Annotated in this window: 15 protein-coding genes and 1 pseudogene; 6 read left to right on the plus strand and 10 right to left on the minus strand. The window is 69.4% G+C overall.

Going from position 1 to position 18991, the window contains the following annotated elements:
- Positions 1–109 precede the first annotated feature (109 nt).
- The gene (locus tag ACQP2T_RS59110; protein ID WP_433519983.1) at positions 110–685 is read left to right on the plus strand and encodes a response regulator; all 576 of its coding nucleotides are present in this window, start codon (positions 110–112) and stop codon (positions 683–685) included.
- Between the two features lie 73 nt (positions 686–758).
- Here ACQP2T_RS59110 and ACQP2T_RS59115 read toward each other — a convergent pair whose 3' ends face one another.
- The 3 genes from ACQP2T_RS59115 to ACQP2T_RS59125 all read right to left on the minus strand — a co-directional run bounded on the left by ACQP2T_RS59115 (position 759) and on the right by ACQP2T_RS59125 (position 3196).
- Positions 759–1055 carry a putative quinol monooxygenase gene (locus ACQP2T_RS59115; RefSeq protein ID WP_433513406.1) on the minus strand — a complete coding sequence of 99 codons (297 nt, stop codon included), beginning with the start codon at positions 1053–1055 and terminating at the stop codon, positions 759–761.
- 405 nt (positions 1056–1460) lie between these two features.
- Positions 1461–2084 (minus strand): response regulator, encoded by a 624-nt coding sequence (locus ACQP2T_RS59120; RefSeq protein WP_433513407.1) that lies wholly within the window; start codon positions 2082–2084, stop codon positions 1461–1463.
- On the minus strand, positions 2081–3196 hold the full coding sequence (locus tag ACQP2T_RS59125; RefSeq protein WP_433513408.1) for a GAF domain-containing sensor histidine kinase: 1116 nt from the start codon (positions 3194–3196) through the stop codon (positions 2081–2083). The genes ACQP2T_RS59120 and ACQP2T_RS59125 overlap by 4 nt, the downstream gene beginning before the upstream one ends.
- A 122-nt stretch (positions 3197–3318) precedes the next feature.
- Here ACQP2T_RS59125 and ACQP2T_RS59130 point away from each other — a divergent pair, with 122 nt between their 5' ends.
- The 3 genes from ACQP2T_RS59130 to serB are packed head-to-tail and all read left to right on the plus strand — an operon-like array spanning position 3319 to position 6249.
- A complete protein-coding gene (locus tag ACQP2T_RS59130) occupies positions 3319–3975 on the plus strand; it encodes an SDR family oxidoreductase (protein ID WP_433513409.1) in 657 nt (218 codons plus the stop codon).
- Positions 3972–4982: an S-adenosylmethionine:tRNA ribosyltransferase-isomerase gene (locus ACQP2T_RS59135; RefSeq protein ID WP_433513410.1), complete on the plus strand. Its 1011-nt coding sequence runs from the start codon at positions 3972–3974 to the stop codon at positions 4980–4982. The genes ACQP2T_RS59130 and ACQP2T_RS59135 overlap by 4 nt, the downstream gene beginning before the upstream one ends.
- A 49-nt stretch (positions 4983–5031) precedes the next feature.
- On the plus strand, positions 5032–6249 hold the full coding sequence (gene serB, locus ACQP2T_RS59140; protein ID WP_433513411.1) for a phosphoserine phosphatase SerB: 1218 nt from the start codon (positions 5032–5034) through the stop codon (positions 6247–6249).
- On the opposite strand, the gene ACQP2T_RS59145 is transcribed toward serB, so the two are convergent.
- The 4 genes from ACQP2T_RS59145 to ACQP2T_RS59160 form a co-directional block, all read right to left on the minus strand.
- Positions 6239–6718 carry a SixA phosphatase family protein gene (locus ACQP2T_RS59145; RefSeq protein ID WP_433513412.1) on the minus strand — a complete coding sequence of 160 codons (480 nt, stop codon included), beginning with the start codon at positions 6716–6718 and terminating at the stop codon, positions 6239–6241. The two genes, serB and ACQP2T_RS59145, sit on opposite strands and share 11 nt — an antisense overlap.
- A gap of 270 nt (positions 6719–6988) precedes the next feature.
- Positions 6989–9307 (minus strand): sodium-translocating pyrophosphatase, encoded by a 2319-nt coding sequence (locus ACQP2T_RS59150; RefSeq protein ID WP_433513413.1) that lies wholly within the window; start codon positions 9305–9307, stop codon positions 6989–6991.
- 730 nt (positions 9308–10037) lie between these two features.
- A complete protein-coding gene (locus ACQP2T_RS59155; RefSeq protein WP_397304494.1) occupies positions 10038–10466 on the minus strand; it encodes an ATP-binding protein in 429 nt (142 codons plus the stop codon).
- 2 nt (positions 10467–10468) lie between these two features.
- Positions 10469–10819, minus strand: a complete 351-nt coding sequence (locus tag ACQP2T_RS59160; RefSeq protein ID WP_020542579.1) for an STAS domain-containing protein — start codon at positions 10817–10819, stop codon at positions 10469–10471.
- Positions 10820–11227: 408 nt separating this feature from the next.
- Here ACQP2T_RS59160 and ACQP2T_RS59165 point away from each other — a divergent pair, with 408 nt between their 5' ends.
- Positions 11228–13684, plus strand: a complete 2457-nt coding sequence (locus ACQP2T_RS59165; RefSeq protein ID WP_433513414.1) for a DEAD/DEAH box helicase — start codon at positions 11228–11230, stop codon at positions 13682–13684.
- Between the two features lie 99 nt (positions 13685–13783).
- Here the strand turns inward: ACQP2T_RS59165 and ACQP2T_RS59170 are convergent.
- Positions 13784–13864, minus strand: a pseudogene (locus ACQP2T_RS59170) (phosphoribosylformylglycinamidine synthase subunit PurQ); the annotation flags it as partial.
- Between the two features lie 367 nt (positions 13865–14231).
- Complete coding sequence (locus ACQP2T_RS59175) at positions 14232–14822, minus strand: TetR/AcrR family transcriptional regulator (protein ID WP_433519984.1); 591 nt, start codon at positions 14820–14822, stop codon at positions 14232–14234.
- 78 nt (positions 14823–14900) lie between these two features.
- On the opposite strand from ACQP2T_RS59175, the gene ACQP2T_RS59180 reads away from it, so the two are divergent.
- Positions 14901–15341 (plus strand): VOC family protein, encoded by a 441-nt coding sequence (locus ACQP2T_RS59180; protein ID WP_433519985.1) that lies wholly within the window; start codon positions 14901–14903, stop codon positions 15339–15341.
- Between the two features lie 246 nt (positions 15342–15587).
- Here ACQP2T_RS59180 and ACQP2T_RS59185 read toward each other — a convergent pair whose 3' ends face one another.
- Positions 15588–18122, minus strand: coding sequence for a hypothetical protein (locus ACQP2T_RS59185; protein ID WP_433513415.1), 2535 nt, complete (start codon positions 18120–18122; stop codon positions 15588–15590).
- Positions 18123–18991 lie beyond the last annotated feature (869 nt).

Raw genomic sequence — 18991 nt, forward strand, 5'->3', positions numbered from 1 at the left:
GTGCTGCCCGTTGGTTTGGGGGTGGGCGTGTGACCGTACGGGTGCTGCCCGTTGGCGTGGGGGTGGGTGTGTGACCGTCCGGGTGCTGATCGTGGACGATCAGGTGCTGATGCGCCAGGGCCTGCGCAAGCTCCTGGAGCTGGAAGAGGGCATCGAGGTCGTGGGCGAGGCCGCGGACGGGCTGGCCGCGCTCGACCTGCTACCCTCGGCCCGGCCCGACGTGGCGCTGGTGGACGCGCGGATGCCGAGGATGGACGGGATCGAGCTGATCGGCCGGCTCGACATTCCCGCGATCATCCTGACCACGTTCGACGACGACGACTACATCTTCGGCGGCCTGCGCGCCGGCGCCCGTGGCTACCTGCTCAAGGACACCCCGCCGGACGAGCTGGTGGCGGCCATCCGCAAGGCGGCCAGAGGCGAGACCGTGCTGGGCGGAGTCGCCGCCGAGCGGGTGGTCGCCGAGCTGCGCAGCGCCCCCGCCACGCCGGACCTCGCCGACCAGCTCTCCGAGCGCGAGCACGAGGTGGCCGTCCTGGTCGGCGATGGCGCGACCAATCGGGAGATCGCCAGGCGGCTGTTCATCACCGAGGGCACGGTGAAGAACCACATCTCCAGCATCCTGCGCAAACTGCGGCTACGCGACCGCACTCAGCTGGCCATCCACATCGCGAAGTCCGGCTAGGCGAAGCCGTGGCAGACGACGTACAGGGCGGCCTCAGTGGCCACAGACGTTCGCCGGGTCTGATGAACTGTAGTTATACCTCGAAGCGCTCGACTGTCGGAAGAACTCCGGGTGCCCACAGAGCCACCAGAGCGTCAACGCGTGAGGAGTAGTCGTTGCGCTCCGCCTCCATATGTTTCTCCAGCGTCTTTTGGCTGGCCCACTGTTCGAGTATCACCAGCCGGTCAGGGGCGTCCAGACTCTGGAACAGTTCGTACTGCTCGCAGCCCTCTTCTTGCTGTACGAGAGCCTGCAGCGCCTTGAAAGCGCCGGCGAAACCGGCGGCCTGGCCAGCGGCAACCTGGATCGTGATGACATGGCGAACAGCCACAACGTCTCCCCTAGCTAGTGGGACCCAAAGCAGACTAATCGCCCGGGTCATTGCGGACCAGCGGTCGCTGCTGACCAAACTGCCGCAACCACCAGACCCGGCGAACGTTGTGGGAGCCGGTCCATGTCGTGAAGTCGCTGGAAGAGTGCCTGAGCATGGCTCAGCGCGATCACACTCGGTTGGAGGGGCGGAATCCGTACCCGACGTCTGATCGCATAAGGCCGGCGAACCGTTCAGCTCGACCACAAGTGCAAGATCCACGAGACCAGCCGATGGCCGCTCGCCGAAACTCGGGTGATCTGGGCGGCGTTGCTGTCCGGTAGAGCCCGATAGACCGGTGTGGCGGCGTGGGATCTGGAGGGACGGCGTCGCCACGCCTGCCAGGGGTCAGAGGTGATCGTGAGGTCAAGCTAACCCGTGGCGGACGGCGTACAGGGCGGCCTGGGTGCGGTCCTGGACGCCGAGCTTCATCAGCACGTTGGACACATGCGTCTTGACCGTCTTCTCGGCGACCGACAGGCTCCTGGCGATCTCCCGGTTGGAGTGGCCGGCCGCGATCAGCGCCAGCACCTCGCGCTCCCGTTCGGTCAGCGGCACCGGCCCCAGCGCCGGCGGCGAGCCGTTGGCGCCGGACAGCATCGCCTCCGCCGCCTCGGGGGCGAGCAGCACCTGCCCTCCATGTACGGCCCGCACCGCCTGCACGAGCGCGTTCGGATCCACATCCTTGTAGAGGAACCCGGAGGCGCCCGCCCGCATCGCCGGCCCCACGTCGGACCGGTCGCTCACCGAGGTCAGCACGATCACCCTGGGGAGCGCCCCCGAGAGCCGGGCCAGCGCGCCGAGCCCGTCGAGCACCGGCATCTTCAGATCGAGCAGCAGCACGTCGGGAGCGAGCTCGCCGGCCAGCTCTACGGCCTGGGCCCCGTCGGCCGCCTCGCCGACGACTGTGATGTCCTCCTGAAGGTCGAGGAAGGTCCGCAGGCCCTGTCGTACCACTGGGTGATCGTCGGCGATCAGCACCCGGATCACACGCCCACCTCCACGCGGACCGTCGTCCCCTCGTCGCGGGCCGAGGCGACGGTCATGACGCCGCCCACCGACTCCGCCCTGTCCCGCATCGACACCAGGCCCAGGCCGCGCGACTCGGCCTGCTCGAAGCCCTTGCCGTCGTCGCGTACGGTCAGCACCAGCTTGCCGCCCTCGTCGGCCAGCCGCACCTCGACGTGGCCGGCGTCCGAGTGCCTGAGCGCGTTGTGCAGCGCCTCCTGCGCGACCCGCAGCACGGCCACCTCCACCACCGACTCGAGCGGCGGCAGCTCGCCGCCCTCGAACGTGACACTCGCGGGATGGAGCCGGTCGAGCAGGCGTACGTGCTTGCCCAGCGTCTCCGCCAGCCCGTGCCGGTCGAGCTCGGCCGGGCGCAGCTCGACGATCACCGCCCGGAGCTCGGCCAGCGCCTCGCCCGCCAGGCGCTGCACGCGGTCGAGCTCGGCGGCGGCCTGGTCGGGGGCGCTGCGCAGCAGGACGGCGGCGGACTGCGCGGTCAGCCTGAGCGAGAACAGCTTCTGGGTGACGGCGTCGTGCAGCTCGCGGGCCATCCGGTTGCGCTCTTCGAGCATGGCCAGCTCGCGACCCCGCTCGTACAGCCTGGCGTTGGTCAGCGCGATGGCGGCGTGCGCGGCGAACAGCGTGAGCAGGTCCTGGTCCGCCTCCGTGAACCCGTCGGGCGAGCGCTTGTTGGCCAGGAAGATGATGCCGAGCACCTCCTCGCCGTCGCGGATCGGGGCGCCGAGGAAGTCCTTCATCACCGGATGCGCTTTGGGCCACCACTCGAACCTGGGGTCCTCGCGCAGGTCGGGCAGGCGTACCGGAGCCCCGTCGCGCAGCATCGCGCCGAGCATGCCGTGCTGCCTGGGCAGCGGGCCGATCGCGTCCCACTGCTTGTCGGTGAGCCCCTCGGCGACGAACTCGGCGAACGAGCCGTCCTCGTCCGGCACGCCGAGCGCGGCGTAGCGGGCGTCGAGCAGCCGCTGGGCCGAGCGGACGATGACCTGCAGCACCTCGCGCACCGAAAGGTGCCGGGTCACGGCGAGCACGGCGGTGCTCACCGCCTGCATGATCTCGTCCCTGTCGGAGGCCACGGCACCCACTCTATGGTCCTGGACCGCCATGCCCAGGACCATCGGTCCTAGGTCCATGTGCCCAGGCGGAGGCGGCCCCTCAGCCCGATGTACGGCCGCTTCCGCGCTCCTACCGTCAAGACATGACGAACACCGCACTGATCACCGGTGCCTCCCGCGGCCTCGGCCTGGCCCTGGCGACGACCCTCGCCGGCGCCGGATGGGAGCTCCTGCTCACCGCCCGCGGCGCGGCGGACCTGGAGCGGGTCGCGGCCGAACTGGGCGCCACCGCCATCGCCGGTGACGTGGGCGACCCGGCACATGTCGAGCGGCTCGCTCGGGCCGTACCCCAGCTGGACCTGCTGGTCAACAACGCGAGCGGGCTGGGCGTGACCCCGCTGCCCCCACTGTCGGTGTACCCCAGGGATGAGTTCAGGGCCCTGCTGGAGACCAATGTGATCGCTCCCCTGGCCCTCATCCAGGCGACGCTGCCCGCGCTGCGCGCCACGCGCGGCGCGATCGTGAACATCACGTCCGACGCCGCCACCGGCGCCTACGAGGGCTGGGGCGGCTACGGCGCCACCAAGGCCGCCCTGGAGCAGCTGTCCAACGTCCTGTCGGCAGAGGAACCCGACCTGGCCGTCTGGTGGGCCGACCCCGGCGAGATGAACACCCGTATGCTGGCCGACGCCGTCGGCGCGGAGGAGGCGGCCGGCGCGGCGGACCCCGCCAAGGTGGCCGCGGCACTGTACGACCTGGTCAGGGCCCGTCCGGCCAGCGGCCGAGTGAGCCTGCAATGACCGCCGCGCTCGACTTCGCGCTGCCGGACACCCTGTCGGCGCACGAGCCGCCCGAGGCCCGAGGGCTGACCCGCGACTCGGTACGGCTGCTGGTCTCGCGCGGCCATCTCCCGCCGGAGCACCACCGCTTCACCGACCTGCCGGGGCTGCTCGACCCCGGCGACCTGATCGTGGTCAACAACTCGGCGACGCTGCCCGCCGCCATCAGGCTCGACCGGCTCGCCGTGCACTTCTCCACCGCGCGCGAGGACGGCACCTGGCTGGTCGAGCTGCGCCGCCGTACCTCGAAGTCCTCCGAGCCGTACGGCGGCGGCGAGCCGGGCGAGTGGCTGCCGCTGCCCGGACGGGCGACGCTGCGGCTCATCGAACGCGAGACGCCGCGCCTGTGGCGAGCCAGGCTCGACCGTGACGTGGAGGCGTACCTGCGCGATCACGGCGTGCCGATCCGCTACTCCTACGTGGAGCGCGACTGGCCGCTCGACGCCTACCAGACCGTCTTCGCCACCGTGCCGGGCAGCGCGGAGATGCCGAGCGCGGCCCGGCCGTTCACCGCCGAGCTGGTCACGGCTCTGGTGGCGCGCGGTGTCGGGATCGCGCCGATCACCCTGCACACCGGGGTCGCCTCGCCGGAGAAGGACGAGCCGCCCTACGCGGAGCGGTATGAGGTGCCCGCGGCCACGGCCCGCCTGGTCAACCTGACCACGGCCAACGGCGGCCGGGTGGTGGCCGCCGGCACCACCGTGGTGCGCGCGCTGGAGACGGCCGTCGGCGGCGACGGGCTGGTGGCCGCCTCGGCGGGCTGGACCAGGCACATCGTGACGCCGGAGGTAGGGGTCAAGGCCGTGAGCGGGCTGCTCACCGGCCTGCATGAGCCCAGGTCAAGCCACCTGATGATGCTCACCGCGATCGCCGAGCGGGAGCCCCTCGCCCGCGCCTACGAGGCGGCGTTGCGGGAGGGGTACCTGTGGCACGAGTTCGGTGACACCCATTTGCTGCTGCGCCGATAGTGGCCCCTCGTGCTCATGTGTCAGGGTACGCCCAGTAGCCTGGCTCAATGTGGACCAGCGCACCCTCCTGATCACCCTGACCGGCCCGGACCGACCGGGCGTCACCTCGAGGCTCTTCTCGGTTCTGTCGGGTTTCCCGGTGACCGTGGCCGACATCGAGCAGGTCGTCATCCGCGGGCGGCTCACTCTCGGCGTGCTCGTCGCCTACGCGGGCGGTCCGTCGACCGGCACGGGCAGCACGCTCGGCGCCATGTGGACCGCCGTCGAGCGGGTGGCTGAGGACCTCGGCCTGGAGCTGGAGCTCTCCACCGGCTCCCAGACCAAGGAGCAGCGCCGGCGCGGCCGCCTGTCGGTCAGCGTGCTGGGCGCGACGCTCCAGCCCGCCGCCATCGCGGGCATCGCCGGGCGCATCGCCGCCGCCGGGGCCAATATCGACCGAATCGAACGCCTCGCCCAGTGGCCGGTCACCTGCATCGAGCTGTCGGTCTCCGGCGCCGACCCGAGCGCGCTCCGCGTCGAGCTGGCCGCCGAGGCCGCCGCCCTGCACGTGGACGTGGCCGTGCAGCGCACCGGTCTGTCGCGGCGGGCCAAGCGGCTGGTCGTCATGGACGTCGACTCGACGCTCATCCAGGGCGAGGTCATCGAGTTGCTGGCCGGCCACGCGGGCTGCCTCGAAGAGGTCGCCCGGGTCACCGAGGAGGCCATGCGCGGCGAGCTCGACTTCGCCGAGTCCCTGCGCCGCCGGGTCGCGCTGCTCGAAGGGCTGCCGGCGGAGGTGTTCGAGCAGGTACGGCAGCAGGTCGTGCTCACCCCCGGCGCCCGTACGCTGGTCCGCACACTCAAGCGGCTCGACTACCGCTTCGCCATCGTCAGCGGCGGCTTCACCCAGATCACCGACAGCCTGGTCGAGGACCTCGGCATCGACTACTCGGCGGCGAACGTGCTGGAGGTCGTCGACGGCAAGCTCACCGGCCGCGTGGTCGGCGAGATCGTCGACCGGCCGGGCAAGGCCCGCGCGCTGGAGCGATTCGCCCGCGAGGCGGGGCTGCCGATCAGCCAGACGGTGGCCATCGGCGACGGGGCCAACGACCTCGACATGATCGCGGCGGCCGGGCTCGGCATCGCGTTCAACGCCAAGCCGGTCGTCCGGCAGGCGGCGGACACCGCGGTCAACACCCCCTACCTCGACTCGATCCTCTACCTGCTGGGCATCTCCCGGGACGAGGTGGAGGCGGCGGACGCCGAGGACGGCGTGCTCACTCGCTGACCTCTCCCTCCTTGGGGTCCCAGCGGGTGATCAGCTGGGCCTCGCCCGGCCACAGGTCCACCCAGTTCGCTTCCGTACGGATGACCGCGAACGAGCCCGGCCGGAACCCGTAGTCGCCCCCGGCCAGCGCGATCGCCAGTTCGTGCACGCCCGGGTTGTGACCGCACAGCACGACTGTCTCCAGCTCCGGATCGGTCAGCTTGACCAGCGCCAGCAGCTCTTCGGGGTAGGCCTGGTAGACGTCACGCTCGTAGCTGACCGCCACCTCGGGGAAGGCCAGCTCGGCGGTCTGCTTCGTGCGCAGGGACGGGGAGCACAGCACCAGGCCGGGGGCCAGCCCGAGAGCCCGCACCTCGTCGCCGGCCCGCTTCGCGTCGCGTTCGCCCCGGTGCGTCAGCGGACGCTCGCTGTCCTCCAGGCCGGGGACCTGCGCGGCCTTGGCGTGGCGGAGCACGATCAACGTACGCACGTGCTCATGTTCCTCTCGTCGCCCACACACCCAGCGCGACGATCACCGCGAGGATGGCCAGCATCGCCAGCAGAATGTAGGCCAGCGACTTGCCGCCGCTGGGCCGCTTGTCTTCCATCCGCCCAGTTTCCCACCGGGGGCGGTGGGTGCCGCACCTGACCCGCGATCCTTCTTTGTTTCTTGAGACCGGCGCCTTGGGAAGTTGCTCCTTGAGACGTGGAACGCCCGCTCCCCCAGACCTCGGAGGAGCGGGCGTCCAGACGTGGGTCGCTACGAGGCCACCGGCTCGTGCTCCCGGTTGTTGTCGTTGCTGGCCGACTCACTGGTGACCGAGCGGCGCTTGGAGACGAGGATGGCGCCGACCACCACGCCCACCGCCACGACGGTGATCCCGATGCGCAGGGCCGGGTTGCCCGCGTACAGGACCACCGCCGGCGCAACCAGGAGCGCCACCAGGTTCATCACCTTGATCAGCGGGTTGATGGCCGGTCCGGCCGTGTCCTTGAACGGGTCGCCGACCGTGTCACCGATGATCGTGGCCTCGTGGGCCTCGGAGCCCTTGCCGCCGTGGTGCCCGTCCTCGACCAGCTTCTTGGCGTTGTCCCAGGCACCGCCCGAGTTGGACAGGAAGACCGCCATGAGCGTGCCGCAGGCGATGGCCCCGGCCAGGAACGCGCCCAGCGGCGCGTAGCCGAGGGCGAACCCGACCGCGATCGGCGTCATGACCGCCAGCAGGCCGGGCGTGGCCAGCTCGCGCAGCGAGTCACGGGTGCAGATGTCGACGACGCGGCCGTACTCGGGCTTCTCGGTGCCGTCCATGATGCCCGGGTGGTTACGGAACTGGTCGCGTACCTCGAAGACCACGCGCATCGCGGCCCGCCCGACCGCGCTGATCGCCAGCCCGGAGAACAGGAACACGACCGCCGCGCCGATGACCAGGCCGACGAGCACGTTGGGCTGGTCGATGCCCAGGCTGAACGTGGAGAACGTGCCGAGCGACTCCTTGATCGCGTCGGTCGCCTGACTGAGCTGCGTCTCCACGGCCGTACGGAACGCGCCGAACAGCGCGGTCGCCGCGAGCACCGCCGTGGCGATCGCGATGCCCTTGGTGATGGCCTTCGTCGTGTTGCCGACGGCGTCGAGGCTGGTGAGCACGCGCGCGCCCTCACCCTCGACGTCACCGGACATCTCGGCGATGCCCTGCGCGTTGTCGGAGACCGGCCCGAAGGTGTCCATCGAGACGATGACGCCGACCGTGGTCAGCAGGCCGGTGCCGGCCAGCGCCACCGCGAACAGCGCGATCGTCACGTTCCCGAAGCCCAGCAGGAACGCGCCGTAGACCGCGCCGGCGATGATCAACGCCGAGTAGACGGCCGACTCGAGGCCGACGCTGATGCCCGCCAGGATGACGGTCGCCGGGCCGGTGGCCGAGCTCTCGCCGATCTCGCGGACCGGACGCCTGGTCGTCTCGGTGAAGTAGCCGGTCAGCAGCTGGATGGCGCTGGCCAGGACCAGACCGATGATGACGGCGCCGATGGCGATGAGCCGCGGGTTGGCGGTGGACTGCACGGCCGAGCCGGTCAGGTCGCTGAAGGTGGCGGGCAGGTACCAGAACGCCGCCGCCGCGACCAGCACCGCGGAGATCCCGGCCGAGATGAAGAAGCTGCGGTTGATGGCGGCCATACCGCTGCGGTCGCCGTCGCGCATCCGGGTGACGAAGATGCCGATGATCGCGGTGAGCACGCCGATCATGGGCACGATCAGCGGGAAGATCAATCCCTGCTCGCCGAAGGCCACCTTGCCCAGGATGAGGCTGGCGACCAGCATGACCGCGTACGACTCGAACAGGTCGGCGGCCATGCCCGCGCAGTCGCCGACGTTGTCGCCCACGTTGTCGGCGATCGTCGCCGCGTTGCGCGGATCGTCTTCGGGAATGCCCTGCTCGACCTTGCCGACCAGGTCGGCGCCCACGTCGGCGGCCTTGGTGAAGATGCCGCCGCCGACTCGCATGAACATCGCCAGCAGCGCCGCGCCGAAGCCGAAGCCCTCCAGGACACCGGGCGCGTCACCTTGGTAGACGAAGACGACGACGGCCGCACCGAGCAGGCCGAGGCCCACGGTGAACATGCCGGCCACGCCGCCCGTACGGAAGGCGATGCGCATGGCGCGCTTCTCGCCCGCCTCACGGGCGGCGGCCGCGACGCGTACGTTTCCGCGTACGGCCAGCCACATGCCCATGAAGCCGGTCAGCGCGGAGAATACCGCCCCGACCACGAAGAAGATCGAGCGGCCGATGCGCACATCGGTCTCACCCGGTAGCAGGAGCAGCAGGAAAGGGATCACGACGACGAAGACCGCCAACGTGCGGAACTGCCGCGCGAGATAAGCGGCGGCTCCCTCTTGTACGGCACGGGCGATGTCCTGCATGCGCTCCGTGCCGGGGTCGGCGGACAGCACCTCGCGCACCAGGCCGCCGGCGACGGCTAGGGCGATCAGTGCGACCGCGGCGACCACGATCACGATGGTGAGATTGTTGCCGCTCAGGGCCAGATTGGACGCTGGCTCCACCGCCAGCATGTGCCTAAACATCGTTCTCCTCGGCAAGACCGGTCGTCCTGCCCGGGCGGTGCGCAAAGATCGGCGGACTGGTGCGGCACCATCCGGGTTGTGGGTGCCGCTTCCGGTTGAGTCCGCAGTTTCGCCGGATCACCTTGGCCGGTGCCGGGAGTCTACGCACGGGCTGCGCGGATATGAAGGCTCTGCCGGTCGCTATTTGGCCACGCGTCCAGTAATCCCCCAGTAATCCCCAGCCAGCAAGGCGATTTGCCATCTGACAACCGATATTTCTCCGGGTTTACGGCCATGACAGGGTGCCCAAAACGACACGCCCGAAACATGGGTTTGGGACATCCCAGAGGGACGACGTGGCGGTGGGCGCATCGCTCTTCGGCGCCCAGCGGCCGGGATGACATGCCGAAGCCGGGAGGTGGGCGCATTGCCCGGGAGATGCCCTCGGCGCCCAGCGGCCGGGATGACGTACCAGAGCCGGGCCGTGGCTGCCCACGACCCGGCCGGTCACTCGGAAGAGACGGCGACGGCCCTGCGTCTGCCGGCCGGTGCCCTATGGCCGTCGAGCTCGGTGCTCTCTGGCCGTCGGGTGGCTCGGTGCTCTATGGCTGTTGGCTTGTGGAAGCCATGGGTGCCGTGCCTCGTATCGGCGCCCAGCCCCGCATCACCAGAGGAGCGTATCCCTGGACAGGGCTCAGCCACGGTCGGCGGGAGGGGCCCACCGTGCCGTGCCGTAAAGAAAAGATTGTCGTTATATCGGCGCGCCATTGGTGGCGGCGGGCCAGCTCATGCGGATGCGCATCCCCTTCGGACTGGGGAACACCTCCACATCGTCGGCCAGCCCCGCGATCACCGCGATGCCGAACCCCGACATGAACGAGTCAGAGAGCATGCCCAAATCGAGAGGTTGCTCCTGCTTGATCTCATCGCTGGGGGCCTGATCGCTGACCGTGACCTCGAACCGCCCCGAGTCGTCTTTCAACTCGATACGGATGGGCTCTCCCGGGCAGTGCGCGCGATGCGCCTCAACCGCCCGGGAGCAGGCCTCACCGACGGCGAGCCTGACCTCGTCCAGCAGTGACTCCTCCACGCCGGTGCGCCGGGCGATCGCCGTCGCGACCAACCGGGCGGTCCGCACATGGGCGGGGAGGGCGCTGAACGTCAGCTCGACGGTAGCCATGACTACTTGTCTTTGCCGTGAGCTTCCTTGGCCTCGTCGACCGAAGCGTAGATCCCGAAGACCTTGGTGAGTCCGGTGATCCGGAAGATCTTGAGGATGCGCTCCTGCGTGCACACCAGCTCGAGCGAACCGTCGTGCGCCCGAACCCGCTTGAGCCCCCCGACCAGGACACCGAGGCCCGTCGAGTCGAGGAAGTCGACCTTCTCCATGTTCACGAGAAGGTGGAAGTTGCCCTTGTTCACCAGGTCGATGAGGAGCTCACGCAATCTCGGCGCCGTGTAGACATCGATCTCACCCTCAACCTCGACGATGGTGAGTCGGTCCTCGTTGTGGTGATCCAACTTCAGATCCACAGATCCTCCAGCGCCTCGCCTGCGAAAGTACCCTTGCGGGCCTGGCAGTCTGGAACGGGGCTCCAGACCGTCTGACCCTGACGCGCGGCATTCAACCACGCGTCTGGCTTGTGTCTATACGAAATCACGATTCCCGGCGACTTTGCCCACGGATGCAGACTGGAAACAGTGACTTCCTCCGCTTCCTCCCCACACCGGCCAGGTCCACTCCTCGGTCACCTGCTCGGTGTTCCCGCACGTCATGAGCGCGTCACTCATGTGGAGCATGTTCCAGCACGTCAGGCGGGTCAAGTGGGTTGGCCGAAATGGGCGCCGGAACTCCTGGTTACGCGCTTGGCGAACCGTGGAATCCCGGGATTGTGGCCACACCAGTACGAAGCCGCTGACCTGGCCCATCGTGGCCGAAATGTGATCATTTCCACCGGAACGGCATCCGGGAAGTCGCTCGCGTACCTCACTCCGGCCGTCGCCTCCTGCCTCGACGGCGGCACGGTCCTTTACCTCACTCCTACCAAGGCCCTGGCCGCCGACCAGCTCCGCGGCCTCCGCGAGCTCCGCGTCACCCAGCTCCGCGCGGCCTGTTTCGACGGCGACACGCCGTTCGAGGAACGTACCTGGGTCCGGCAGCACGCCAACTACGTACTAACAAATCCCGACATGCTGCACCGCAGCATCCTGCCCCGGCACGCCCAGTGGTCGTCGTTCTTCCGGCGGCTGCGGATGGTCGTGGTGGACGAGTGTCACGGCTACCGCGGGGTGTTCGGCTCGCACGTGGCCCAGATCCTGCGCCGCCTGCGCCGCGTCTGCTCCCGCTACGGCTCGCAGCCCGTCTTCCTGCTGGCCTCAGCGACGGCCAGCGAGCCGGGGGCGTTCGCGATGCGCCTGACGGGGCTTGAGATGGCCGAGGTGACGTCGGACGGGTCTCCCAAGGGTGCGACGACCATCGCGCTCTGGGAGCCGCCCCTGACCGAGCTACGGGGCGAGAGGGGCGCTCCGGTGCGCCGCACGGCCACCGCCGAGGCCGCGGACCTCCTGACGGACCTCGTCCTGGCGAACGTCCGCACCCTCGCCTTCGTCCGCTCCCGGCGCGGCGCCGAGACAGTCGCCCTGACCGCCCGCGCCAAACTCGCCGACGTCGCCTTCTCACTGGCCGGAACGCCAGGGCCCGTTGACGGCTCATCGAGTACGGCCTCCACCCCCACTCCCGGGGCGCTCTCCCTGTCTGGTGGTCACACCATCCCCTCAGCACCCCCAGACCACGGCATTTCCCCGCCTTTCTCCGCCGCGTCGCCAGACTGCGACACCCCCATGGCATCCGTGGACCACGGCACTTCCTCGCCCTTCTCCGCCGCTGACCCAACGCCTCCAGACCGCGACACCCCCACGGCATCCATGGACCACGGCACTTCCTCGCCATCCCCGGCCCAGGACGCTCACTCAGCGTTCCCCGCCCCCAGCACCACCCCACTGCCCTCAGACCAGGACGCGCTGTCCGCAGGAGCGTCCGAGTCCGCCGACTGGGCCGACCTCCCAGACCGGATCGCCGCCTACCGGGCCGGATACCTCGCCGAAGACCGCAGGCTCCTGGAGAAGGCTCTCCGTTCGGGCTCCATCATGGGCCTGGCCACCACCAACGCCCTTGAGCTCGGCGTGGACGTCTCCGGCCTGGACGCCGTCCTGATCGCCGGCTGGCCGGGCACCCGCGCCTCCCTCTGGCAGCAGGCGGGCCGAGCCGGCCGCGACGGCCAGGAGGCACTCGCGGTACTCATCGCAAGAGACGACCCCCTCGACACCTATCTCGTACACCACCCCCAGGCCCTCTTCGGTCAGCCCGTAGAGGCGATCGTGCTCGACCCGGACAACCCGTACGTCCTCGGCCCCCACCTCTGCGCCGCCGCCGCGGAGATCCCGCTGACCGACGCCGACCTGCCCGTCTTCGGCCCCACCACCCCGAACGTCCTCGACGACCTGGTCACCGAGGGCCTGCTCAGAAAGCGCCCCGCCGGCTGGTTCTGGACCAGGCGCGAACGTGCCACCGACCTGGCCGATATCAGAGGCGGCGGAGGGGCGCCCATCCAGGTCGTGGAGTCCGCGACCGGCCGCCTCCTCGGCAGCGTGGACGAGCCGTCCGCCCACACCACCGTCCACACCGGCGCCGTCTATCTGCATCAGGGGGAGACGTACCTGGTGGAGCTCCTCGACCTGGAAGCCGGCGTCGCTCTCGTGGGCAGTTCGGAGCCCGACTACACGACGTTCGCGCGCGACGTGACGGAGATCTCGGTGCTCGCCTCCCTGCGTTCGCACGACCTCGGCCCCGGCAGCCTCCATTTCGGTGAGGTGGAGGTCACCAGGCAGGTGGTCTCATACCTCAAACGCCGCCTCCAGTCCGGCGAGATGCTCGGCGACGAGCCCCTGGACCTCCCGCCGCGCACCCTCCGCACCCGCGCGGTCTGGTGGACGCTCCCCGCCTCAGAGGTCGCCGCCTTGGCTGAGGAGGGCTTCGACCTGGGCGGCGCCGCCCACGCCGCCGAACACGCCGCCATCGGCCTGCTCCCCCTCTTCGCCACCTGCGACCGCTGGGACATCGGCGGCGTGTCCACGGAACTTCACGCGGACACGGGCCTGCTGACGGTGTTCGTGTACGACGGTCACGAGGGAGGCGCCGGATTCGCCGAACGCGGCTACGCCCGTGCCACCGACTGGCTCACGGCCACCCGCGAGGCCATCGCCTCCTGCGAATGCGAACGCGGCTGCCCATCCTGCATCCAGTCCCCCAAATGCGGCAACGGCAACGAGCCTCTGGACAAACGCGGCGCCATCCACCTTTTGGACACCTTGCTACGCTCCGCTCCCGCCGCAAGCTAGTCCGGCATCCACGAACGTCCGTGCGGAGACGTCCGTGCGGAGACGTCCGTGCGGTTTCCACGAACGTTCGCCAAGTGCCCGTCCTTCCTCGCCCCCAAAGAGCACCGGCAGCACCCCGCGAGCGGCCGGGACGAGCTCCCGCATCAGCGGCGCGAACCGCGAGATGGCGCCGCGCCGAGCTACCCCTCCGCCAGGACCCCTGCCACAACAGACCATCACCGAGATCGGACCAACCGAGGGCCATCGTGGTCACCGCGCTAGGCAGCACGCGACCGCCCGAACCTCGATAAGCCCAGGTGAGAGCACCCGCTGACCGATTCCTCCAAGATCCTTGACGCGTTGGCCGCGAGACCCACCCACTGACCGATTCCTTCCGGGTCCTTGACAGGTTGGCCACGAGACCACGCACCCTCCAGGTCCTTGACGGGTTGGCCGCGAGATCCACCCACTGACCGATTCCTTCCGGGTCCTTGGCGGGTTGGCCGAGGCGAGACCACCCACTGACCGCATTGCCAGTCCCACTCGTAGAACGCAACGATGCGCAGACTTACTCAAGGCGCAGCCCCTGCAGGATCCGGGACAAGGCGGCCCACACGTCGTCCAGATCGCCGGGATCTCCAGAGCCGGCCAGCCACAGGGCGGCCTCGTTCATCGCCCCCGACAGCAGGTGAGTCAGCGGGGCGACCGGCTGTCGTGCGATGATCCCTGCCTCGATGAGGCCGGAGAGCGCCTCGGCCAGATGGCGGGCGGAGGCGGCCTCGTCCAGCGCGCGCCACTCGCTCCAGCCCAGGACTGCGGGGCCGTCGATGAGCATGATCTGCTGGATGTCCGGATCGGTGCAGGCTGTGAGAAACGCCCGGCACCCGGCCACCAGTTGCTCCCACGGGTCGTCCTGGACCTCAGCGGTCGCGGCCACCGTCTCGGCTACCTCCCCCTGCACCTGCTCCAGGACCGTACGGAACAGGTCGGCCTTGCTCTCGAAATGGTGGTACAGCGCACCCTTGGTCACCCCGGCAGCGGCGACGATCTGCGACAGGCCCACCGTCCCGTAGCCCCGGCTCGCGAACAACATCCTGCCCTCGCGTACCAGAATCCGCCTGGTCTGCTCGCGCTGCTCGATCCTGCTGCCCTGGCGCATCACGTCACCCCCGTTGACGTACCGATGGTATGCCAATAGCGTAGCTTGACATACCAACGGTATGCGAAGGAGCTTTCCCTGATGCTGACCAGCTTCTATCCGGTTCTCTGCACCTCCCTGTTGCGAGAGTCCCGGGACTTCTATGTCGGGTGGTTCGGGTTTGAGGTGACGTTCGAGGCGGACTGGTACGTGAGCCTGCGCCGACCGGGGACCCCGCCGTACGAGCTGGCCCTTCTCGACCACCGCCATCCCACGCTGCCCGAGAGCCACCGCGCGCCCGTTCAGGGGCTATTGCTCAACTTCGAGGTCGAGGACGTGGACGGGGAGTGGGAACGGCTCGTGGTACGGGGAGGTCTGCCGGCCGTGCTCGAACCGCGCAGCGAGGATTTCGGACAGCGCCACTTCATCGTGGCCGACCCCAACGGAGTGCTCATCGACGTCATCACACCAACCGTTCCCACCGCCGAGTACTCCGGCCAGTATCAGACTCAGGATTCACAAGGATCCGCAGCCCTTTGACGCACAACAGAGCCCGTCCGACCTCGGCTCAATAACAGCTTGCTCGCCGCGCCAGATGACCTCACCCACCGCATCAGTGCCCAGGTCAGGCAGCTCAGAGTCCGACGGCATACCGATGATCTCGGCAAGACCGATCGCATCAGGCACGCCCTCGACGCGGAGGAACACGCCGAAGGGCCGGCGCCGGCCGAGGAAAGTGCTCCCACCGGCCGACTCCTTCGGAGGGCTTGGTGGGTTGGTCGTGGCCTAGCTGTCGCCGCCGCGATGGCGGTGGCCCGCGAAGGCGTTCTCGTCGTCGTCAGCCGCCCAGAAGTCACCCGCTCCGGGCTGCGGACGCTCCCAGAAGCCACTGTCCTCCATCGCCCTGGGAGCAGGGGGCAGGTAGTCGTCCCAACGCTCCTCGATCCGTACCGCGGGCGGCGTAACGGCGGCGGCCGACTCGGGCACCTCGATCACGGCCGAGCTGGGCAGCGCGATCCGTACGGGCTCCTGACGGACCGTCCGACCGTCCAGCTCAGCACGTATCCGACCGGGCTGGTCGAGAGGCTCCCGATCACCCTGAGCCGCTCCCCTCCAGCCGTCCTGATCACTGGAAACCAGGTCATATCGACCGGCATCCCCCCGGCCATCCCGCTCCCCGGACACCCACGCAACCCGCCCAGCATCCGCCGAGCCATCCTGTCCGTCGGACAACCAGGAAGCCTGCCCAGCACCCGCCTGGCCGTCCCGGCCGCCGGACGCCCACGAAACCTGCCCACCACCCGTCCGGCCGTCCCGACCGCCGGACGCCCAGGAAGCCTGCCCGCCACCCGCCTGGCCGTCCTGACCGCCGGACGCCCAATCATCCGGATCAGCAGCCCCCATGTCGGCGTCGCTGAGGTGCAGCGGGAGGGCGGCGCGTACCTGCGCACGCCCCTGTCCCGGCACCGGCCCGTCAGCCCGACCGGCACTCGGCCCCTCCGCGTAGCGCCGTGCTGCGGACGGCGTGGCCAGCGGGTCAGACGCTGTCGAGTTGAAGCGATCGGGTGACACCACACCAAGCTGTTCAGACCCGCCCGGACCGAACCCATCGGACCCGCCCGGACCGAACCGATCGGGAACCCCCAGACCAGACCTATCCGATATCCCTGGATCGAACCGGTCGGACCCGTCCGACCCGGCTACACCGGCAACCCCCTGACTGAACCGATCGGACACCCCCAGATCGGAAACCCCCAGAGTGGACCCTCCCAGGGTGGACGCTTCCAGGCCAGGTGCTCCGGGCCCGGTTAGGTCGGACACCCCCGAACTGGGTCGGTCGGACGCCGTCGAGCCAGGGGATTCCAGTGCCTGCATGTGGGATTCCAGTGCCCGCATGCGGGATCGTGCGGGCGTCTGCGCGCCGGAGCGTCCTGGTGGCGTACGCGAGGCTCCAGGAGCCTGAGCACCAAGCCGCTCTGACGCGCGCGAACGCTCAGGCGACTGAGCGCCGGACCGCTCCGGCGCGCGGGACTGTTCAGGGGACTGCGTACGAGGATGCTCACCGACCGGTCGGACCTTGGCGACTGCGAGCACCACGGCAGGGCGTCGGGGGGCCGAAGCGGTGGGCGGGACGCTGTCGGTACTGGGTTGAGCGGAAATGCCGAGACTTGGCGAAGCAGCAGCCGAGTGCGGAATCGAACCCCCAGCACCAGCGGAGGCGAGAGACCGGCGACGCGCCCACGCGCCTCCGTGCGCGGCCAGCAGCAGCAAGACGAGCCCGCCTGCGACGTACAGGCCGTATTGGCCGATGCCTCCGGCGGCCGACTCCGACGACTGGGCCTTCACCTTGGAATCGATGGCAGCGGAGTCGGCGTCGCCTGTTGTGCCGTTCGGAGCGAGGCCGTCGGTCTTGCTCGAATCCCCGGTCGTGTTGGCGGTCGGAATCGGGAGATTGCCCTTGGGGTCCGTGTCGGGCATGGCGGGGAGCTTGTCGGTCTTCTTCGTCGTGGTCGCCTTGTGCGTGGGCGCGACCGTGGACTGCGCGTGCTTCTTGGCGGGCAGCGTAGGGAGGGTCTCGACGCCCTTCTTGGTGCCCGGGGTCTCCTGTTTCGTGGCGGTCTTCTTCGGCTGGGCGGTCGGCGGTGCGGGGATGGTCACGTACGCTGCGCCAGAATTGCCGGACTCGATCGACCCGCCATCGCCGTCGCCCCTGAACGCCTTCACGGTGAAGCCCACCCGCTGCCCGGCCGCCTTGGTCGGTACGGCGAGCACGGCCTTGCACGATGATCCGGAGCAGGCGCTGTCGGCGGGCAGCCTGCCCACGATGCCGGACTGGCTGGTAGCCACCTCGTACGACTGGAGGTCCGGCTCCGAACCCTTGCTCCAGGTCACCACGATCTTCTCGGTCCCCTGCAGGGCCGCGGCGACGTTGTCCGGCGCGGCGGCGGGCCGCCTCAGCTTGAAGGTGCTTGTCGCGTAGGTGCTGCCGGTGAGCTCACCCTTGAGGACCACGTTGAAGGTCCCGTTGGGTGCGCTGCCCGCGTCGAACGTCCCGGAAATCGTCTGGTTGGCACCCCCACCGGCGACCTTCTGCCTGGTCGTCGAGGGGCCCTCCACGTACACGCCCATGTTGAGCTGCATTAACCCGGTATGCGCTGAGATCGGCACGGATCCACTCGTGACCACCTGACCGTCGGACGGAGACGTGATCTCCCCGGGGGCCGCACCTTGCCGCTCCACCACGGCCGCCTGAGCGGACCCACCGAACACGATGGTTCCCGCGACGACCGCCGTCGCGACTATCGCTCTGCCAACCGTCACGGCGCTTCCCTCCATAGAGAGCCTCGCGCCGCCTGACCACCCTGGGGCGTTCACGCGACGACCGGAATGCAGTCCGCTTGGCCGATGTCGATCACCGACCGCCCCTGAACCCGCACCCTAGCGGCTCAGGTCCGGGCTATCCCAGACTCCGACCCAGACGGCATGGACTCACGAGTAAGCGGCACCTTATGTGAGCTATCTAACTCTTGGACACTCTGTCTAAGAAGTCGTAATTCGATTGCGACCTAGCCCCGACAGCCCCACAAGCCACATTGTTCGCAAAAGTTAAAAAAGCCTCTGCTTTCACGAACAATGCGCTAAATAACGGCCCACCCCGCTCTGTGGGAGCGAGATCCGACCCCACACCCCTCGGCACGGGCCGGAGTCCGCTCCCGACCCAGAACCAGGAGCCACCTAAACCAAGGCTCACAGCCCGCAGACTCACAGCGCAGGTCCGGGCTTCGGAGGCGACGACCCAGAACTGGGCCCTGGACCGGAATCAGAACCCAGGACCGGGCCAGGACCCGGCCAAGACCGGTCCAAGACCGGGCCAGAACCAGAACCAGAGCCAGAGCCGGGGCCGGGACCAGGGCCAGAACCAGAGCCGGGGCCAGGGCCAGAGCCGGGGCCGGGACCAGGGCCAGAGCCGGGGCCGGGACCAGGGCCAGAGCCAGAGCCAGGGCCGAGACCAGGGCCAGAGGCAGAGCCAGGGCCAGAGGCAGAGCCAGGACGGAAGCACACCCACACCTCCGCCCACCTCAGCGCCTCGTCATACCGGCCGATCGATCAACCAGATGCGGGCCAATGCTCCCGTGTCCAGGCGCGATGGTGTAGGCCCGCGCGTCAGTGCCCCCAGGGGCGCGAGCGTG

Source organism: Nonomuraea sp. CA-143628 (assembly GCF_050942315.1).
Lineage (GTDB): Bacteria > Actinomycetota > Actinomycetes > Streptosporangiales > Streptosporangiaceae > Nonomuraea.